11 protein-coding genes are annotated in these 14,608 nt (G+C 33.4%); 9 read left to right on the top strand and 2 right to left on the bottom strand.

All coding sequences use genetic code 11. From position 1 onward, the window contains the following. The first annotated feature begins 28 nt into the window (after positions 1 to 28). From ACYSNM_RS10310 to ACYSNM_RS10275, 8 genes are all read left to right on the top strand, one after another. Positions 29 to 3,178: an efflux RND transporter permease subunit gene (locus ACYSNM_RS10310; RefSeq protein WP_461756826.1), complete on the top strand. Its 3,150-nt coding sequence runs from the start codon at positions 29 to 31 to the stop codon at positions 3,176 to 3,178. 38 nt (positions 3,179 to 3,216) lie between these two features. Continuing rightward, positions 3,217 to 4,599, top strand: a complete 1,383-nt coding sequence (locus ACYSNM_RS10305; RefSeq protein ID WP_461756825.1) for an efflux transporter outer membrane subunit — start codon at positions 3,217 to 3,219, stop codon at positions 4,597 to 4,599. Positions 4,600 to 4,823: 224 nt separating this feature from the next. After that, entirely contained in the window at positions 4,824 to 5,276 is a 453-nt protein-coding gene (locus ACYSNM_RS10300; RefSeq protein ID WP_461756824.1) for a plasmid mobilization protein, read from the top strand. Continuing rightward, a complete protein-coding gene (locus ACYSNM_RS10295) occupies positions 5,260 to 5,730 on the top strand; it encodes a relaxase/mobilization nuclease domain-containing protein (protein ID WP_461756823.1) in 471 nt (156 codons plus the stop codon). Before ACYSNM_RS10300 ends, ACYSNM_RS10295 begins: the two co-directional genes overlap by 17 nt. 21 nt (positions 5,731 to 5,751) lie before the next feature. Then, positions 5,752 to 6,537 (top strand): hypothetical protein, encoded by a 786-nt coding sequence (locus tag ACYSNM_RS10290; RefSeq protein ID WP_461756822.1) that lies wholly within the window; start codon positions 5,752 to 5,754, stop codon positions 6,535 to 6,537. Positions 6,538 to 6,540: 3 nt separating this feature from the next. Further along, positions 6,541 to 7,083, top strand: a complete 543-nt coding sequence (locus ACYSNM_RS10285) for a hypothetical protein (protein ID WP_461756821.1) — start codon at positions 6,541 to 6,543, stop codon at positions 7,081 to 7,083. Further along, the gene (locus ACYSNM_RS10280) at positions 7,084 to 7,422 is read left to right on the top strand and encodes a type IV secretory system conjugative DNA transfer family protein (RefSeq protein WP_461756881.1); all 339 of its coding nucleotides are present in this window, start codon (positions 7,084 to 7,086) and stop codon (positions 7,420 to 7,422) included. Positions 7,423 to 7,476: 54 nt separating this feature from the next. Next, entirely contained in the window at positions 7,477 to 8,484 is a 1,008-nt protein-coding gene (locus ACYSNM_RS10275; RefSeq protein WP_461756820.1) for a TraM recognition domain-containing protein, read from the top strand. Positions 8,485 to 8,519: 35 nt separating this feature from the next. On the opposite strand, the gene ACYSNM_RS10270 is transcribed toward ACYSNM_RS10275, so the two are convergent. Continuing rightward, a complete protein-coding gene (locus tag ACYSNM_RS10270; RefSeq protein WP_461756819.1) occupies positions 8,520 to 10,496 on the bottom strand; it encodes a DUF3945 domain-containing protein in 1,977 nt (658 codons plus the stop codon). A 1,036-nt stretch (positions 10,497 to 11,532) separates the two neighbouring features. On the opposite strand from ACYSNM_RS10270, the gene ACYSNM_RS10265 reads away from it, so the two are divergent. Then, positions 11,533 to 13,047, top strand: coding sequence for a tetratricopeptide repeat protein (locus ACYSNM_RS10265; RefSeq protein WP_461756818.1), 1,515 nt, complete (start codon positions 11,533 to 11,535; stop codon positions 13,045 to 13,047). Between the two features lie 79 nt (positions 13,048 to 13,126). On the opposite strand, the gene ACYSNM_RS10260 is transcribed toward ACYSNM_RS10265, so the two are convergent. Beyond that, entirely contained in the window at positions 13,127 to 14,440 is a 1,314-nt protein-coding gene (locus tag ACYSNM_RS10260; protein ID WP_461756817.1) for a DEAD/DEAH box helicase, read from the bottom strand. Between the last annotated feature and the right edge of the window lie 168 nt (positions 14,441 to 14,608).

The following is a 14,608-nucleotide window of genomic DNA, read 5'->3' as shown; positions in this document are numbered from 1 at the left end:
GATTATTTTAAACTATAAAACAGTAGAAATGCTAAAAAAGATCATACATAGACCTGTATTAGCCACGGTAATTTCTGTGATTTTAGTGATATTAGGATTAGTTGGTTTAACCCAATTACCTATTGCACAGTTCCCAGATATTGCCCCACCAAGTGTTGTTATTCAGGCATCTTACCCAGGAGGTAACTCCGAAACGGTTTTAAAATCAGTAGTAACCCCAATTGAAGAAGTAGTAAACGGTGTGGAAAATATGACCCATATCGAATCTACTGCTAGTAATGACGGTACTGCAATGATTACCGTATTTTTTGAATTGGGAACTGACCCAGATCAAGCCGCTGTAAACGTTCAAAACAGAGTTGCTCAAGTGCAGGGTATTCTTCCAGAGGAAGTAATTCAAGCAGGGGTTATTACCCAAAAGGAACAACGTGGGATGATCATGGTAGTGGATTTAATTAGTGATGACGAAGAGCTTTATGATGAGACTTTCGTACAAAACTATGCCCGAATTAACTTAGTACGTGCTTTAAAACGTATTAAAGGAGTTGGAAACGTACAAATCTTCGGTGAGAAGGATTACGCTATGCGCGTTTGGTTAGATCCACACAAACTTGCCAATAGAGGATTAACTCCATCGGATATACAAGCTGCTATCCAAAATCAAAGTATGGAGGTTGCTGCAGGTAACTTAGGTCAAAATGCTGGAGGAAGTGTGCAATATACTTTAACCTATTCTGGAAAATACAATACTCCAGAGCAGTTTGAGAAAATCGTAGTTCAAGCCGATAAAGCCGGAAACGTTCTTTATTTGAAAGATGTAGCTAGAATTGAATTTGGATCGGTTTCTTATGACGAGGACAATAAAATTAATGGTAAGCAAGCTGTAACGATGGCTGTCTTCCAAACTAATGGTTCCAATGCCAATGAGATTCAGACCCAAGTTTATCAAGTTTTAGAAGAATTAACCCCAGATTTACCTGTAGGTTTACGTTACCATGTAACTTTTGCCAATAAAACACAATTAGATGAATCTATTAATCAGGTAATTTATACTTTATTAGAAGCTTTTATCTTAGTATTCATTATTGTATATGTGTTCTTACAGGATTTCCGATCTACTTTGATTCCTGCAATTGCAGTACCAGTATCTCTAATTGGAACTTTCTTCTTCTTAGATTTAATTGGATTCTCTATTAACATGCTAACCTTATTTGCTTTGGTTTTAGCAATTGGTATTGTGGTGGATGACGCCATTGTTGTAGTGGAGGCCGTCCATAGTACTATGGAACATGAAGGCTTAGATGCTAGTGAAGCAACAACAAAGGCTATGAGTGAAATCACCGGAGCTATTATTTCGATTTCTTTAGTAATGTCTGCGGTATTCTTACCAGTTGGATTTATGACAGGTCCTGTTGGAGTATTCTATCAGCAGTTCGCCTTTACTTTAGCTATTGCTATTTTAATTTCTGCAGTGAACGCTCTTACTTTATCTCCTGCATTATGTGCTTTGATGCTTAAGAATCATCACCATGATTTAGAAAAGAATCCAGGAAAGAAACTTAATTTCTTAAAGCGTTTTTTCCGTTCTTTCAACGCAGGATTTACTGCCTTAACAAACCGTTATGGTAAAGGAGTGCAGTTCCTCATCAAAAGAAAAGTAATGAGCTTATGTATTATCATTGGTTCTGTGATTGGTATGATACTTTTAATGAATAGTACTCCAAAGGGATTCATTCCAAATGAAGACCAAGGTTTTGCCATGTTTGCTTTATCACTTCCTCCAGGGTCTTCTATTGATAGAACAACTCAGGTATTAAGAGAAGGGGATCTTATTATTAGAAATAACCCAGCGGTTCGTTCTGTTACTACTATTTCTGGATTTAATATTTTAGGTAATGCTGCTTCTCCAGCTTATGCGATGGGATTTGTTAGTTTCAAAGATATGCAGGAAAGAGGAGATGTAATGGATATCAATACATTGATTGCTAACTTAAACGTTGAACTTTCTGCAATTAAAGAAGGAGACTTCTATATGTTCGCAAATCCAACAGTACCAGGATTTGGTGATTTTGATGGATTAGAGTTAGTAGTGCAGGATAGAAAAGGTGGAAGCATTACAGAATTTGCTGATGTAGTGAATCAATTCAACGTGGATTTAAGTTCTTCACAAGAAGTACAAGCTGCCTTTACCATGTTTAAAGCAGACTTCCCAATGTACAGAATTAACGTAGACCCAGTTAAGGCAAAAATGCACGGGGTGGAGGTTAGAGATATTATGAATGCTATCCAATTATTTTACGGTAGTGCTCAAGTGAATGACTTTAACCGTTTCGGAAAGCAATTTAAAGTATTTGTACAAGGAGATGCGCAGTTTAGAGCAGATGAAGCTTCTTTCGATAGCATATATGTATTAGCTGGTTCAGGAGAAATGATTCCAATTAGTTCTTTAGCAAAATTAGAAAAGACTTATGGTCCTCAAGCAATTAGTAGACATAACTTATTTAACTCTATTACTGTTAATGGTATTATCAATCCTGGAGTAAGTACAGGAGATGCTATGGCCAAAGTAGAGCAGATTGCAAAAGAAAAATTACCTGATGGATATGGTATTGAATGGTTAGGATTGAGTAAAGAAGAGCAAAAGAGTGGTGGACAAATGGTATTTATCTTCGGATTATCTATTTTGTTTGTATACTTTATTTTAGCTGCTCAATACGAGAGTTACATCTTGCCATTAGCTGTATTATTATCTCTACCAATAGGTATTATGGGAGTATTCGTAGCCATTGGAATGGTTGGAATTGCCAATAATATTTATGTACAAGTGGGACTAATTATGCTCGTGGGGCTTTTAGCTAAGAACGCTATTTTAATAATTGAGTTCGCTGTACAACGTAGAGCACAAGGTCTGAGTATTGTGGATTCAGCTATTGAGGCTTCTAAACTGCGTTTACGTCCAATTATAATGACTTCATTTGCTTTTGTGGCGGGATTAATTCCACTTATGACTGTGGTGGGATCTTCTGCTCAAGGTAACCACTCTATTAGTATTGGTACGGCAGGTGGAATGTTATTTGGTGTGGTATTTGGAGTATTTATTATTCCTGTATTATATGTTTTCTTCCAGTATTTACAAGAAAAGATCTCTGGTTATAAACCTGGCCAGGCCCAAGAATAACAAAGCGTTTTTTGGATTGAAAATTTTAAATGGAAAAAATGAAAAAAATAGTTTATATACTAATTGCCTCTGGTTCTTTAACTGCTTGTAAAGTAGGGAAAGATTACCAACAACCGGAGCAAAATATACCCCAAAGCTTTGTTGGCCAAAGTACACAAGATACCAAGGTAAACGAGCTTGCTAAGATTAATTGGCAGGAGTTCTTTAATAACCCAGAGTTAAATCACTTAATCGGTCTTGCTTTAGAGCAAAATCCAGATTTACTACTAGCGGTTAAAAATATGGAGCAAACCCAATTGATTTATAAACAATCTAGGTTGGCTGTATTGCCAGAACTTGGCCTAAATATTGATGCTTCAAGAAGTGAGGCATCAAAAAACTCTTCTAGTGGATCAAATCGTACAAGTAACGATTTCACAGCTAGTTTAGATTTTTCATGGGAAGTGGATATTTGGGGAAAAATTCGCCGTGAAAAGGAAGCTGCTTTAGCAGTTTATATGCAAAACGAGCAAGTTAAAAATGCAGTTCAAAATAGATTAATTTCTCAAGTTGCTACTACATATATTAATTTGTTAATGTTAGATGAACAATTAAATATTGCTAATGCAAGTATCGCCTTAAGAGAAAACACCTATTTGGTAACTCAAAAATTATTTGAAGTAGGTAATGCAAGTGTTTTAGCAGTACAGCAGTCTAAAGCTCAATGGATACAATCCAAAGAAGTATTAACTGATATTCAAACAGAGATAGAGTTACAAGAAAGTGCTTTAAATCTACTGTTGAATCATTATCCTGGTAAGATACAAAGAGAGTTTAGTCTTTATGAATTGGATTTAGCTAGTGATTTATCTCAGGGTGTTCCAGCTAATTTTATTCAACAAAGGCCAGATATCCAAGTGGCAGAATATAATTTAAAGGCTGCTAATGCTAAAGTAGGGGCTGCTCAAGGTCAAATGTACCCTAATTTAATCCTTTCTGCTAAAGGGGGATTAAATGCCATAGAAGCCTCTTCATGGTTTAATACACCATCTTCTTTATTTGGAATGATAGGAGGAGGAATTATCCAACCTATTTTCCAACAAAAGAAATTAAGAACAGCTTTTGAAGTTGCAAAAGTGGAAAGAGATAAGGCTGGTATTGAATTTAAAACTGCTGTTATTGGTGGTTTTACTGAAGTACATAATACTCTAGTTAAGATTGATAAAATCAAGCAAAAGTCTACTTTAATGCAAGAGAGGGTTTCTTTATTAAGTGAATCTTTAAAGAATACCAAGTTCATGTTTGAAATGGACAAAGCAACGTATCTAGAAGTTATTAACGCCCAAGGTTTATCCTTGGATGCAGATTTGAATTTTGTAGGTTTGCAGCGCGATTATTTAGTTAACCTTGTGGAACTATATCGTGCCTTAGGAGGACACTAAGATAAACCTAACTGTTTTTTCATAATGGAAAGCTAGTCATCAAAAGATGACTAGCTTTTTTTTTGTCTTTTTGGAGAATTATTGTCCTTATTCAATTTAAATGCAAAAATGGCTTCATTTGGCTTTGTGTGTCCTTATTTGGCCATAGGTTTTTAATTATAATGGCTTTTTCTTTGTAGAACTATTTTCAAATGTGTTATTAACTTATTTAAAAACAATCTATTATGACAAGTTTTAAACCAAAATCTATTTCCAACAAAGGTGCTACTCCAAAAAGTATTCAAAGTAAAGCTAAGAGGATTTTTATCACTCTTACCCCTAAAGAACAGCACCGACTTTCCCTTTTATTTGGAGTAAGTGATTTTAAAAATTACAATGCGTTTTTAAAGGATAAATTATTCTTTGATGCTAAAGCTTTAATAAAAAGTAAAGATGACTCTTTTGCATTTTATAGCAGACTGACTTGTTTATACCAAGAGTTCCATTTTTTAGCACAAAGTTATTCTGAGTTAGTGCAAAACCAAGATACTTTAGTATACCAGCAAAAGGAGTTATTGCATTTTTTAATCCGACAAACAAAGAAGTTGGCATTTTTATCCAAAAAGATCGTAAACTTAATTGAAGAGTTTAAGGCCCTTAATCCTTTAAAACAGACAGTAAATGATAGCCAATATTAGTTATACCCAGAGTAGTCTTGGTGCTTTGAAATATAATTTCGAAAAAGTACACCAAGCCAATGCTTGTATTTTGTATTGTAATAATATGTTGGAGGATTTAAATTACGGTCTTGCAGAAGAACACGCAATTCAATGGTTGGCCCGTTATGAAAAACTCAGTTTTGGCATTGCTAAACCGGCTTTTCATCTTACTTTAAATCCACATCCCAATGATAACATGGGACAAAAAAAGAGCCAAACCTTGGTCAGAGACTTTATGAAAGAGTTAGGTATGCTTGATCAACCTTATGTAGTTTTTAAACACGCTGATCTACTAAGGGAACATTTTCATGTTGTGGGATGTCGCAGAGCAGTTTATACCCATAAATTTGCTAAGTATAATGATCAGTTTTATTTAAATGAAATCTGTAAGGAGTTTATTGAGAAGTACACTTTAAGTGGTTTGCCAACATGAATAAAGCAAAATAAACCCTTAGTGATAAAGCCCGTGAATTATCGTATAGGTGATTTAATGAAGCAAATCAAAAATGTATTACAAGCTGTAAAAAAGAATTTTCACCATTGGAGTTACGAAAGTTATAGGGCTATTCTTCGCAGTTTTGGAATGGATTGTAAGATGGAATACGCCATCGATAGTTTTAGCGTTAAGAGCTATTTGGTATATTTTGCTATTGACAACAAGGCAAATTGTGTGGGAAGGCATTTACATGAATCGACTTTCGGTCCAGATTTTTCCTTTAAAGGGGTGGAATATCGCAATAAGCAATCTAAGAAATATATCAAGCAAACCCTCCATTTAAAAAACTTATCCAAAGATTTAAAGAAAAAGATGAAGGGGGTTACAACCGTTTTAGAATGCATTATCCTTTGTAAAGAATTAGGCATAAAGCTGCTTCGAGATAGCCAAATAAAATTAGGGAATTTCTATGTAAGTGATCGCCAATTAAAAGTGGTAATCCCTTTACATACTTTATATAAACCAAGGGAATTAGAAACTTATAAAATCACCAAAGACATGTACTTAGAGCTAAATACAGATCGGTTTACAAAACAAGCCCAAGAGACTACAGTAGTTGATTCCTTTGTTACACCAATTGTAAAATGCCATACACAACAGCTAGATATAGAGTCAGAGTTTGATTTTTTATTGCAAAGAAATAAAGAACACCTTATATCTGAGCAAAGATTTTTGAAAACCATTAAACTCTTGGGACCCTCTATTTCTTCTGAAGGTCTTGCAGGTCAATCTTTAACTCTTTAAATCATGGCTTTTGGAAAAACTAATTATCAAGTGAGTAGTTCACTTCTTCTAGGAATTAGCCTTTTGATATTATTAGGGTATTATGTATTAAATATATATTTATCTACCTATAACGCTCAGCAAATCAAAGATACTGCTATTTTGGTTAATCCTTTAATTAAAGGGCTTTATACTTTGAAAATTTCTGCTGGCTTATTCTTAGTTTTAAGTGTTTACAGCGCTCAAGTACGAAAAGATTATCAGGGTAAACCTATATGGTTGATAGTAGCCGCTATAGGAGGAATATTTGTTTATTGTTTAAGTGAATTGTGTGTTTTTTTAGGCTTTTATCCAATAAAACATTCCAATTGGCTAACTTTAATAGGTTATTTAATAGTAGGTTATAGTCTTTTATTGTCTAGGAGAGTTTTAAATCAAAATATAGATAATGATGTGTTTAATACCTTTAACGAAAGCTTTTTACAAGAGGAGCGAAAGATTGTTTCTAAGGATTCTTTAAATATACCTACACATTATTTTTATAAAGGTAAACGCCGAAGTGGATGAATAAATATATTAAACCCCTTTAGGGGAACTTTAGTTATTGGAAGCCCAGGCTCTGGAAAGACCTATACGGTTATTACATCCTTTATTGAGCAACATCTAAAAAAAGGGTTTTCTATGCTGGTTTACGATTTTAAATTTGATGATTTAACCAAAGCTACGTTTTCTGCCCTTTCTAAGTGTAGGCAACACAAGCAAAATACATCCAAGTTTTATGTTCTAAACTTTGATGATGTTAGGACTTCTCACCGTTGTAATGCAATACACCCATCTCATTTACAAAGTATTTATGATGCTTATGAAGCGGCCCATAGTATTTTGCTCAATTTGAATAAGGCATGAATACAAAGACAGGGTGATTTTTTTGTAGAGTCGCCCATTGTTTTGCTCACTGCAGTGATTTGGTTTTTAAAGTTATATCAAGATGGAAAGTATTGTACCTTACCCCATGTCATTGAGTTTGTGAATCAGCCCTATAAATCGGTATTTACTATTTTGAGTAGTTATTCAGAACTTGAGAATTATTTATCCGCCTTTACAGATGCCTTGCAAGGTGGGGCTCAAGATCAACTACAAGGGCAAATAGCCTCTTTAAAGATTCCGCTTTCCCGCTTAGTTTCACAAAACTTATATTGGGTGATGAGTGGTAATGATTTTACACTAGATTTAAATAACCCTGAGTCTCCTAAGGTCTTATGCATTGGTAGTAGTCCACAAAGACAGCAACTTTATAGTGGTGCTATAGGATTATATATGAGTCGAATAATGAAATTAATTAATAAAAAGGGACAAAATAAGATGTCTTTGATTATAGATGAGCTTCCAACGGTTTATTTAAATGGGCTAGATCATTTTATAGCTACTGCAAGAAGTAATAAAATCTCCACCACACTAAGCCTTCAAGACTATTCTCAATTAGTAAGAGATTATGGTGAAAAGCAAAGTAAGGTTATCTTCAATAGTTTAGGTAATATTATTAGTGGACAGGTTTTGGGAGAGACCGCTAAGTTATTAAGCGAACGATTTGGTAGAATTATACAGAAAAGGCAAGGATACACCAATAGTGATAGTCATTTTAGCAGTTCTGTATCCACTCAGTTAGATATGCTGATTCCCAGTGCTAAAATAAGTCAATTAGGCCAGGGGTATTTTGTGGGATGCCTCTCCCAATCTAATGCTAAGGATTTGAATCAAGTAGTTTTTAATGCTAAACTATTGGTGAACAGGTCTAAAAAGGTAGCTAGTGAGCCTTTAAATTTGCCTTTTGTTAGAAACAAGCCTGCTTATAAAGGGGCTATGCCACTTGACTATTATGTACAAAAAAACTATACATACATTAAGAACCAGATACAGTTTTTAGTTAAAGTAGAACTACAGAGAATAGCCCAACAACCAATAGTTTAAATAAATGCAGTCTACTTAGTAGACTGCATTTTTAGTTAAGGTTGTTCAAAATAAAAGTCTAATACTTTTTTGTCAAAATTAAAAAGAACATATCCTTTGTATGGCCTGAATTGTTTGTTGACTAAATTGTCTAAATATACCCAATGCCCATTTTCTAGATCAATGATTTGCTCTAGAGTAAAGGCTACTCCTCGAAAGCTTGTTGGTATACCAAGTGGGCTGTATTCAATAGGCAAATCTTGCTCTTTTTTAAAGAAGAACTCTAAGTATCTTTTGTCTGCATTGTATTGTACAAAAGCATCAAATAGGGTACCTTTTTTAGAACTCATTCCTTGGATAAAAATTGATTTACCACTAGCTAGAGTCTCTTGTTGCTCTACACTAAGATCAATTCCTTTATAATTGGTAGGAATCTTTACTTTGTCTAATGCAATACCTACAATTTCATTAGTTAATTTATCTATACTAATAAGAGAAGGAACTTTTTCTTGGCTAAATTTATTAGTTAATTCTACTACTCTTCCCATATTTCCAGTTTGTAATAAATTTCCTTTATCCTCTGGGGTAAATGTATGATCAAAGAAAGGTAGGTATAATCGTGGTTGAGAACTTATACCGTGTAAGGCAATGGTGATTAAGCCATTTTCATTGTGTCTAAAGCTAATTCTAGCTTCTAATTTAGCCACTAAAGCATCTGCTTTGTAATTAATCCAGAATAACTTATTGGTTTTATACCCCCTTAGCAACAACTCTAGTTGATTGGTTTTAATTAGAGTCTCTTTACTTACCCCTAATAGTTCTAGTTGCTTCCAATTGATTTGATTTTCTTGGAAAACTGTTGGTCTAATTGTGGTTTGTGTAGAGCAGGTGCTATCCTCTAATTCACTAAGGATATTTGCTTGAGAATCTGGGAGTATGTCCATTGGTTCACGGAATTCTTCATCTGTCTTTTGAGCTGTGTTTTCAATTGCGTTTTCAATTGTTTGAAGTACTTTCTTTTGATCTGATTCTCCAAGTAGTTCCTCTTTCTCCTGTTTAACTGCTTTAGACTTTGGGAGTTTCTTCTTCGTTTCATAAGATTGATTTTTAGATTTATTTATTAAATTTTCGGGTTCTTTTAGGATTAAACCTTCTGTGTTATCTCCCGTAGACTCAAGGGGAGTTACTTCAAGCAAAATAGGATTGCTTTGTAGTTCTTTTTGTTTTACTAAGGTAGCTTGCTGCAATAAATAGGGTAGTGGACTATTTTTTCCTGGGACAATTTTTGTCTTTTTAATCGTCTTGGGGTTAAAATAGATACTAGTTTCTTGTTTTAGAAGCTTATAATTGCGAATGTTTTCTTTTAATTTTTGCAATAGCTCAATTTGCTCCGCCGTACTCAAAAATCTGTGTGTAAAATCTAGTTGAAGTAAAATTTTCCCCTTCTTTTTTGGAATTTTTATCACCATGCCTTTAAATCTGCATTTTTTAGGGATGTCTGATTTAGCTATGATATATCCGTAGTTTATGCCAAACTCAATTAGTTGATTAATCATAAGTCTTTGAAGACGACATTCAAAGAATATCCTTTTGTATTCCAAGAGATCTTCTCTTGTGTAGGACAATTTTCCTTTGCTTAAATAAGCTATTAAATCTTCTTTACTTTGGATTATAGGTGTAGTATTATTATACTGAGTAGGATCTTCCTTTAAGAGATTTTTCAATAAATTTGGATCATCACTATCTTCTACTTCTTTTAAAATTTTCCAAACACTTCGAATTGGAATTTTGAAGTAAGTATAAACTTGGGGATTTTTTGCCCTTGAAAGATAACTAGCAAAAAATCGCATAAATACAAGGGGATCCTGATGGACCTTCAAAAATTTGCTGAAATTCTCCGGAATAGGTTCTACCCCTTGGATATTGCCCTGTACATCGATTGCTTTTAAGGCTAGTATTTGATTGGTAACTCCATGTTGCATTATGATTACATGAGTTAAACCTGATTGTGAATTGTGAATCAAGCTTTCCATAAATAATTCTTTAAAATTATGGTCTGACCTTTTAGAATGAAAAGGTTTATAAAGTAAGGTGGGTTGAAAAATAATGTCTAGGGAGCATTACATTAGTGATTATTGCCTTAGCTCAGGCAGTAATAGGGCAAGAACTATCTACAGGTATTTTCTTGTATATAGCATGGACTAAATACAACTGCTATACTTAAAAAAAAGACAATAAGAATCCTATGAGCTTTTTAGCTTAAAGCTAAAGTCAAGCATTTTTATAAAGTAACTATAGACCTTGTAGCATAGTAGCTAAAAAAATAGGCCTACAGCAGTATCTCTATAGAATTCCTATAGTGTGTTTAAGTAAAGACTTATAATTGAATCCAACAGAAAGATTATTCTGCTAGTAAAACTTTTTCAGATAAAAGTAATGTAGTAGGTAAGATAACCATTTTGGGTGTAGCAGAATTCTAATCACAAAATCCCCATCAACGCTTTTGAGAAAGCTTTGCTGTAAAAGTACAGTTAAAGTTAAATTTTGGATTAGTCATGGTATTGCCATTATTTGTTGATAGTAAAATTCTAAAATATTTTTGAGATTTCCAAATCTACAACTCTTTATTTTCTCATCTAATCTATTGGTCTAGTGGTTTTTATAACCTATAAGGCCTTGTAAACATACATAGATAAAGACTTTGTTGGATTTTATCTTGTTTTTAATTATTTAAATAAATAGGATCTTATTTTTCTAAAGTACTTCAAGTGGAATAGCTTTCCCTTAATATGACATTGAAGTAGAACATAGATTGCTATCATTTTAGCTTTTTTTAGAAGGAGTGAAGAATCAAAAAGGATCTAGCTATATCAAAATAATAAACAATATTGTGGGTTAAAATAGAAATTAATAGGTATTAATATTTCTAGCTAATGTCTTAGTAGCTATAAAATTACAAGCCTAAGTATTTTATAAAATAAAAAAATAATTGTATATTTAAAGAGGCATAGTTGTATTTTGAGCCTAGAGGAGCCTACTTAGGTGAACGTTGTATTTAAATCTATTGATATGGTAAATAAGTCTGTTACTGTACTTCGCAAAGAAGGTAAATTAGAGGAGGCATTGCAATTAGCAAGGCAAAACTTAAATGCAAATCCCCAAGACCTTGAAAGTAAACTTACTCTAGGGTGGGTTTATTACGATTTCTTAAAGAAGTTTGCTATAGAAGGAGACTTTGACTCATTTATGGAGTATTTTCAAAATATTTCCACTTTAGGACTACCAGAGGTTCCAAATTTATTATTTGATAGTTTAGCCTGGCCAATTCGCAGCTTATTGGAGGCATTGATGCAAAGAAAACAGTGGAATTTCATACGTGCTAATCAGTTATTTAACATCTTGAAAACCTTTAGCTTTACAAGGCCTAGTGAAACCTTCAGCTTACTTATTAGAACTTTAAACCAAGGATTTCAAAACTATAATAATTATACCGAAGTACTAGATTGGTGTACCTTGGATAATTTTGAAGCCCAAGATTATATAGAGCCTTTTTTTAATGGGCGTAAATCCATTGCTTTAGTCGAACAGATATACATTAATTATGCTAAGTGTTTGCTTCAAGGTGATGCTTTTCCTGATAAAGCGAAAAGACGCCAAAAACTAGAGGATTTTCAAGAACGTCTAGCTCAATTAATGCTAGAGTACCCAAACTATGTTTATCCTGCTTATTACAGAAGTAAAATTCTATTAGAATTAGGCGATCAAAATCAGGCATTGAAAGTTTTTCTACCTTTTGCTAGAATAAAGAGCAATAATTATTGGGTTTGGGAGATGCTTGCTCAATTATATCACGACAACCAGCCTTATGCTTTTAGTTGTTATTGTAAAGCTTTGTCCTTACCCACTAGAGAGGAGTTTTTGATCAAGGTTAGGCAAGAGTTTTGTAGTTTACTTGTTCAAAGTAAGATGTATGTAGAGGCTAGAACGGAAATATTTAAAATTCTTCAAGTAAGTCAGCAAAGTTCTTTGACTGTGCCAAATCAAGTTAACCAATGGATCAAGCAGCCTTGGTATGAGATGGTAAGAGAATCAGATAGTAATTATTTACTTTATAAACGATATAAAGGAATTGCAGAGGAATTGCTTTATCAAGATATTGAACCTATTATAATTGTAGCTGAATTCATTCATCAAGACAAAAAGATATTGCATTTTATCCAAAGTAAAAATTTGTCTGGATTTATCAAATACGATGGTTTTATTAAGGATCCGGTAGTAGGAGAGCTCTTCGAGGCACGTTTGCAAAAAGAGGGAGATAATGGCTTTTATGTGGTGCAAACTTTAAAAAGAGCAAAGGATGCTGTTAGTGAGGCGGTTAAATCCGGACATGGAGTTGTACGTATTTTACCAGAGGGAATAGGATTTATAGGCGATGTTTATTTTGATAAACAACTCTTAGAGAAAAATTTTATTACCAATGAGTCTGCGATTCAATATAAAGCTTTTATGGTGTATAATAAAAAGCGAAAACAATGGGGGTGGAAAGCCTTTCAAGCTTCCTTGTTAAACACTAATACAAATTGAGAATAACTTTATCTATTATAGAAAAATGCTCCATAAAAGCCAATAGGTTTTTATGGAGCATTTTTTTAATGGTACTTTTTTAATTGCGAGCTAAGGCGATTTTAACTTTCTTATTCTTGATTTTGGTGTCTTGTAAGTTGGCTAATAAAGCTTTAACACGTTGGGATTTAATTGCAATAAAAGCTTGGTTGTCTCTTAAGTCTATTAAACCAATATCTTCTTTAGATAAGCCTGCAGTTTTTATAAGATAACCAACAATATCTACTTTATTGATTTTATCTTTTTTCCCTGCGCTTATATAAATGGTTTGAAAGTCCGTTTTATTATTGATTACCGTATTGTTTTTTAATATCTCTAAGGGTATATCTTGATCAATATAAGCTAATTCATTATCTAGTTCACTTAAGATCAAATAAACCTTCCCTTTAGCTTTCATACGAGCAGTACGCCCATTTCTGTGTACAAAGGTATCGTGGTTTTGTGGCATTTGATAATGAATCACATGCCCAATTTCAGGGATGTCTAAACCTCTTGCTCCTAAGTCTGTACTAATTAATATATTACAGCTACCATTTTTAAATTTCATTAAGGCTCTTTGACGATCTTCTTGTAAAAGGCCTCCATGAAAAGCACTATTAGCAACTTTGTTTTTGGCTAGGGTTTGGCTAATTCTATCTACAGCATCCCTATGGTTGCAAAATATTAAAATAGTATCCTTACCAATCTTAGCTAGTAACTTAATTAAATCTTCTAATTTTTCAGTGCTTTTGCAAACAACCTTACTATAGGTTATTTGAGGCTGCTGCTTTTCAATATGTAAGAAATCCAATTCTTTAGGTTGCTCTAATTGAGTAAAAGTAGGTATTTTACTTAATTTGGTAGCTGAGGTTAGCATTTTAAAACTCAGATTTTTGAAAGAGTTTATGATATAATCCATATCCTGGGTAAAGCCAAGTTCTAAGGCTTTATCAAATTCATCTATCACTAAACTAGTAACAGTAGAAGGATCAAAGGATTTTTGCTCAATATGAAATTTTAATCTACCTGGGGTACCTATAAGTAAAGCACTAGGAGTAGAGAAATTATTCATTTCTGTTTTCACGCTATGGCCTCCATAACAAGTATTTACCTTAAAAGGGGTTTTCATTGCTTTGAAAACTGTCTCAATTTGTAGTGCTAATTCCCTTGTTGGCACAATACAAATTGCTTGTACCCCTTGTTTATCACGCTGTAAATGTTGGATAAGTGGTAGTAAAAAAGCCAATGTTTTACCAGAACCTGTAGGAGATAATAATACTATTTCCTTTTGGGTTTGACTTTGTTGTAACACCTCTTGCTGCATAGCATTGAGGGATTGTATATCTAAATTTTGTAGAATTTTATTTATTTTCATGTTACAAAGGTAAAGTTATTATCTTTTCAAGAGAACAAAAAAAAGGGGCTGTCTCTAAAGAAAAAGAGACAGCCCTATTTTTTTGCATTTTACTTCTGTGTGATTTTCGGTATTTTTCTAAATATGCGAAGCTCAGACATTGGAAAAATATATTTTCAGTTTTTTTGT

This window comes from Myroides sp. LJL116, assembly GCF_054871685.1.
Note: the sequence above shows the minus strand (reverse complement) of the source record. Positions and strands in the feature narration are given on the sequence as shown.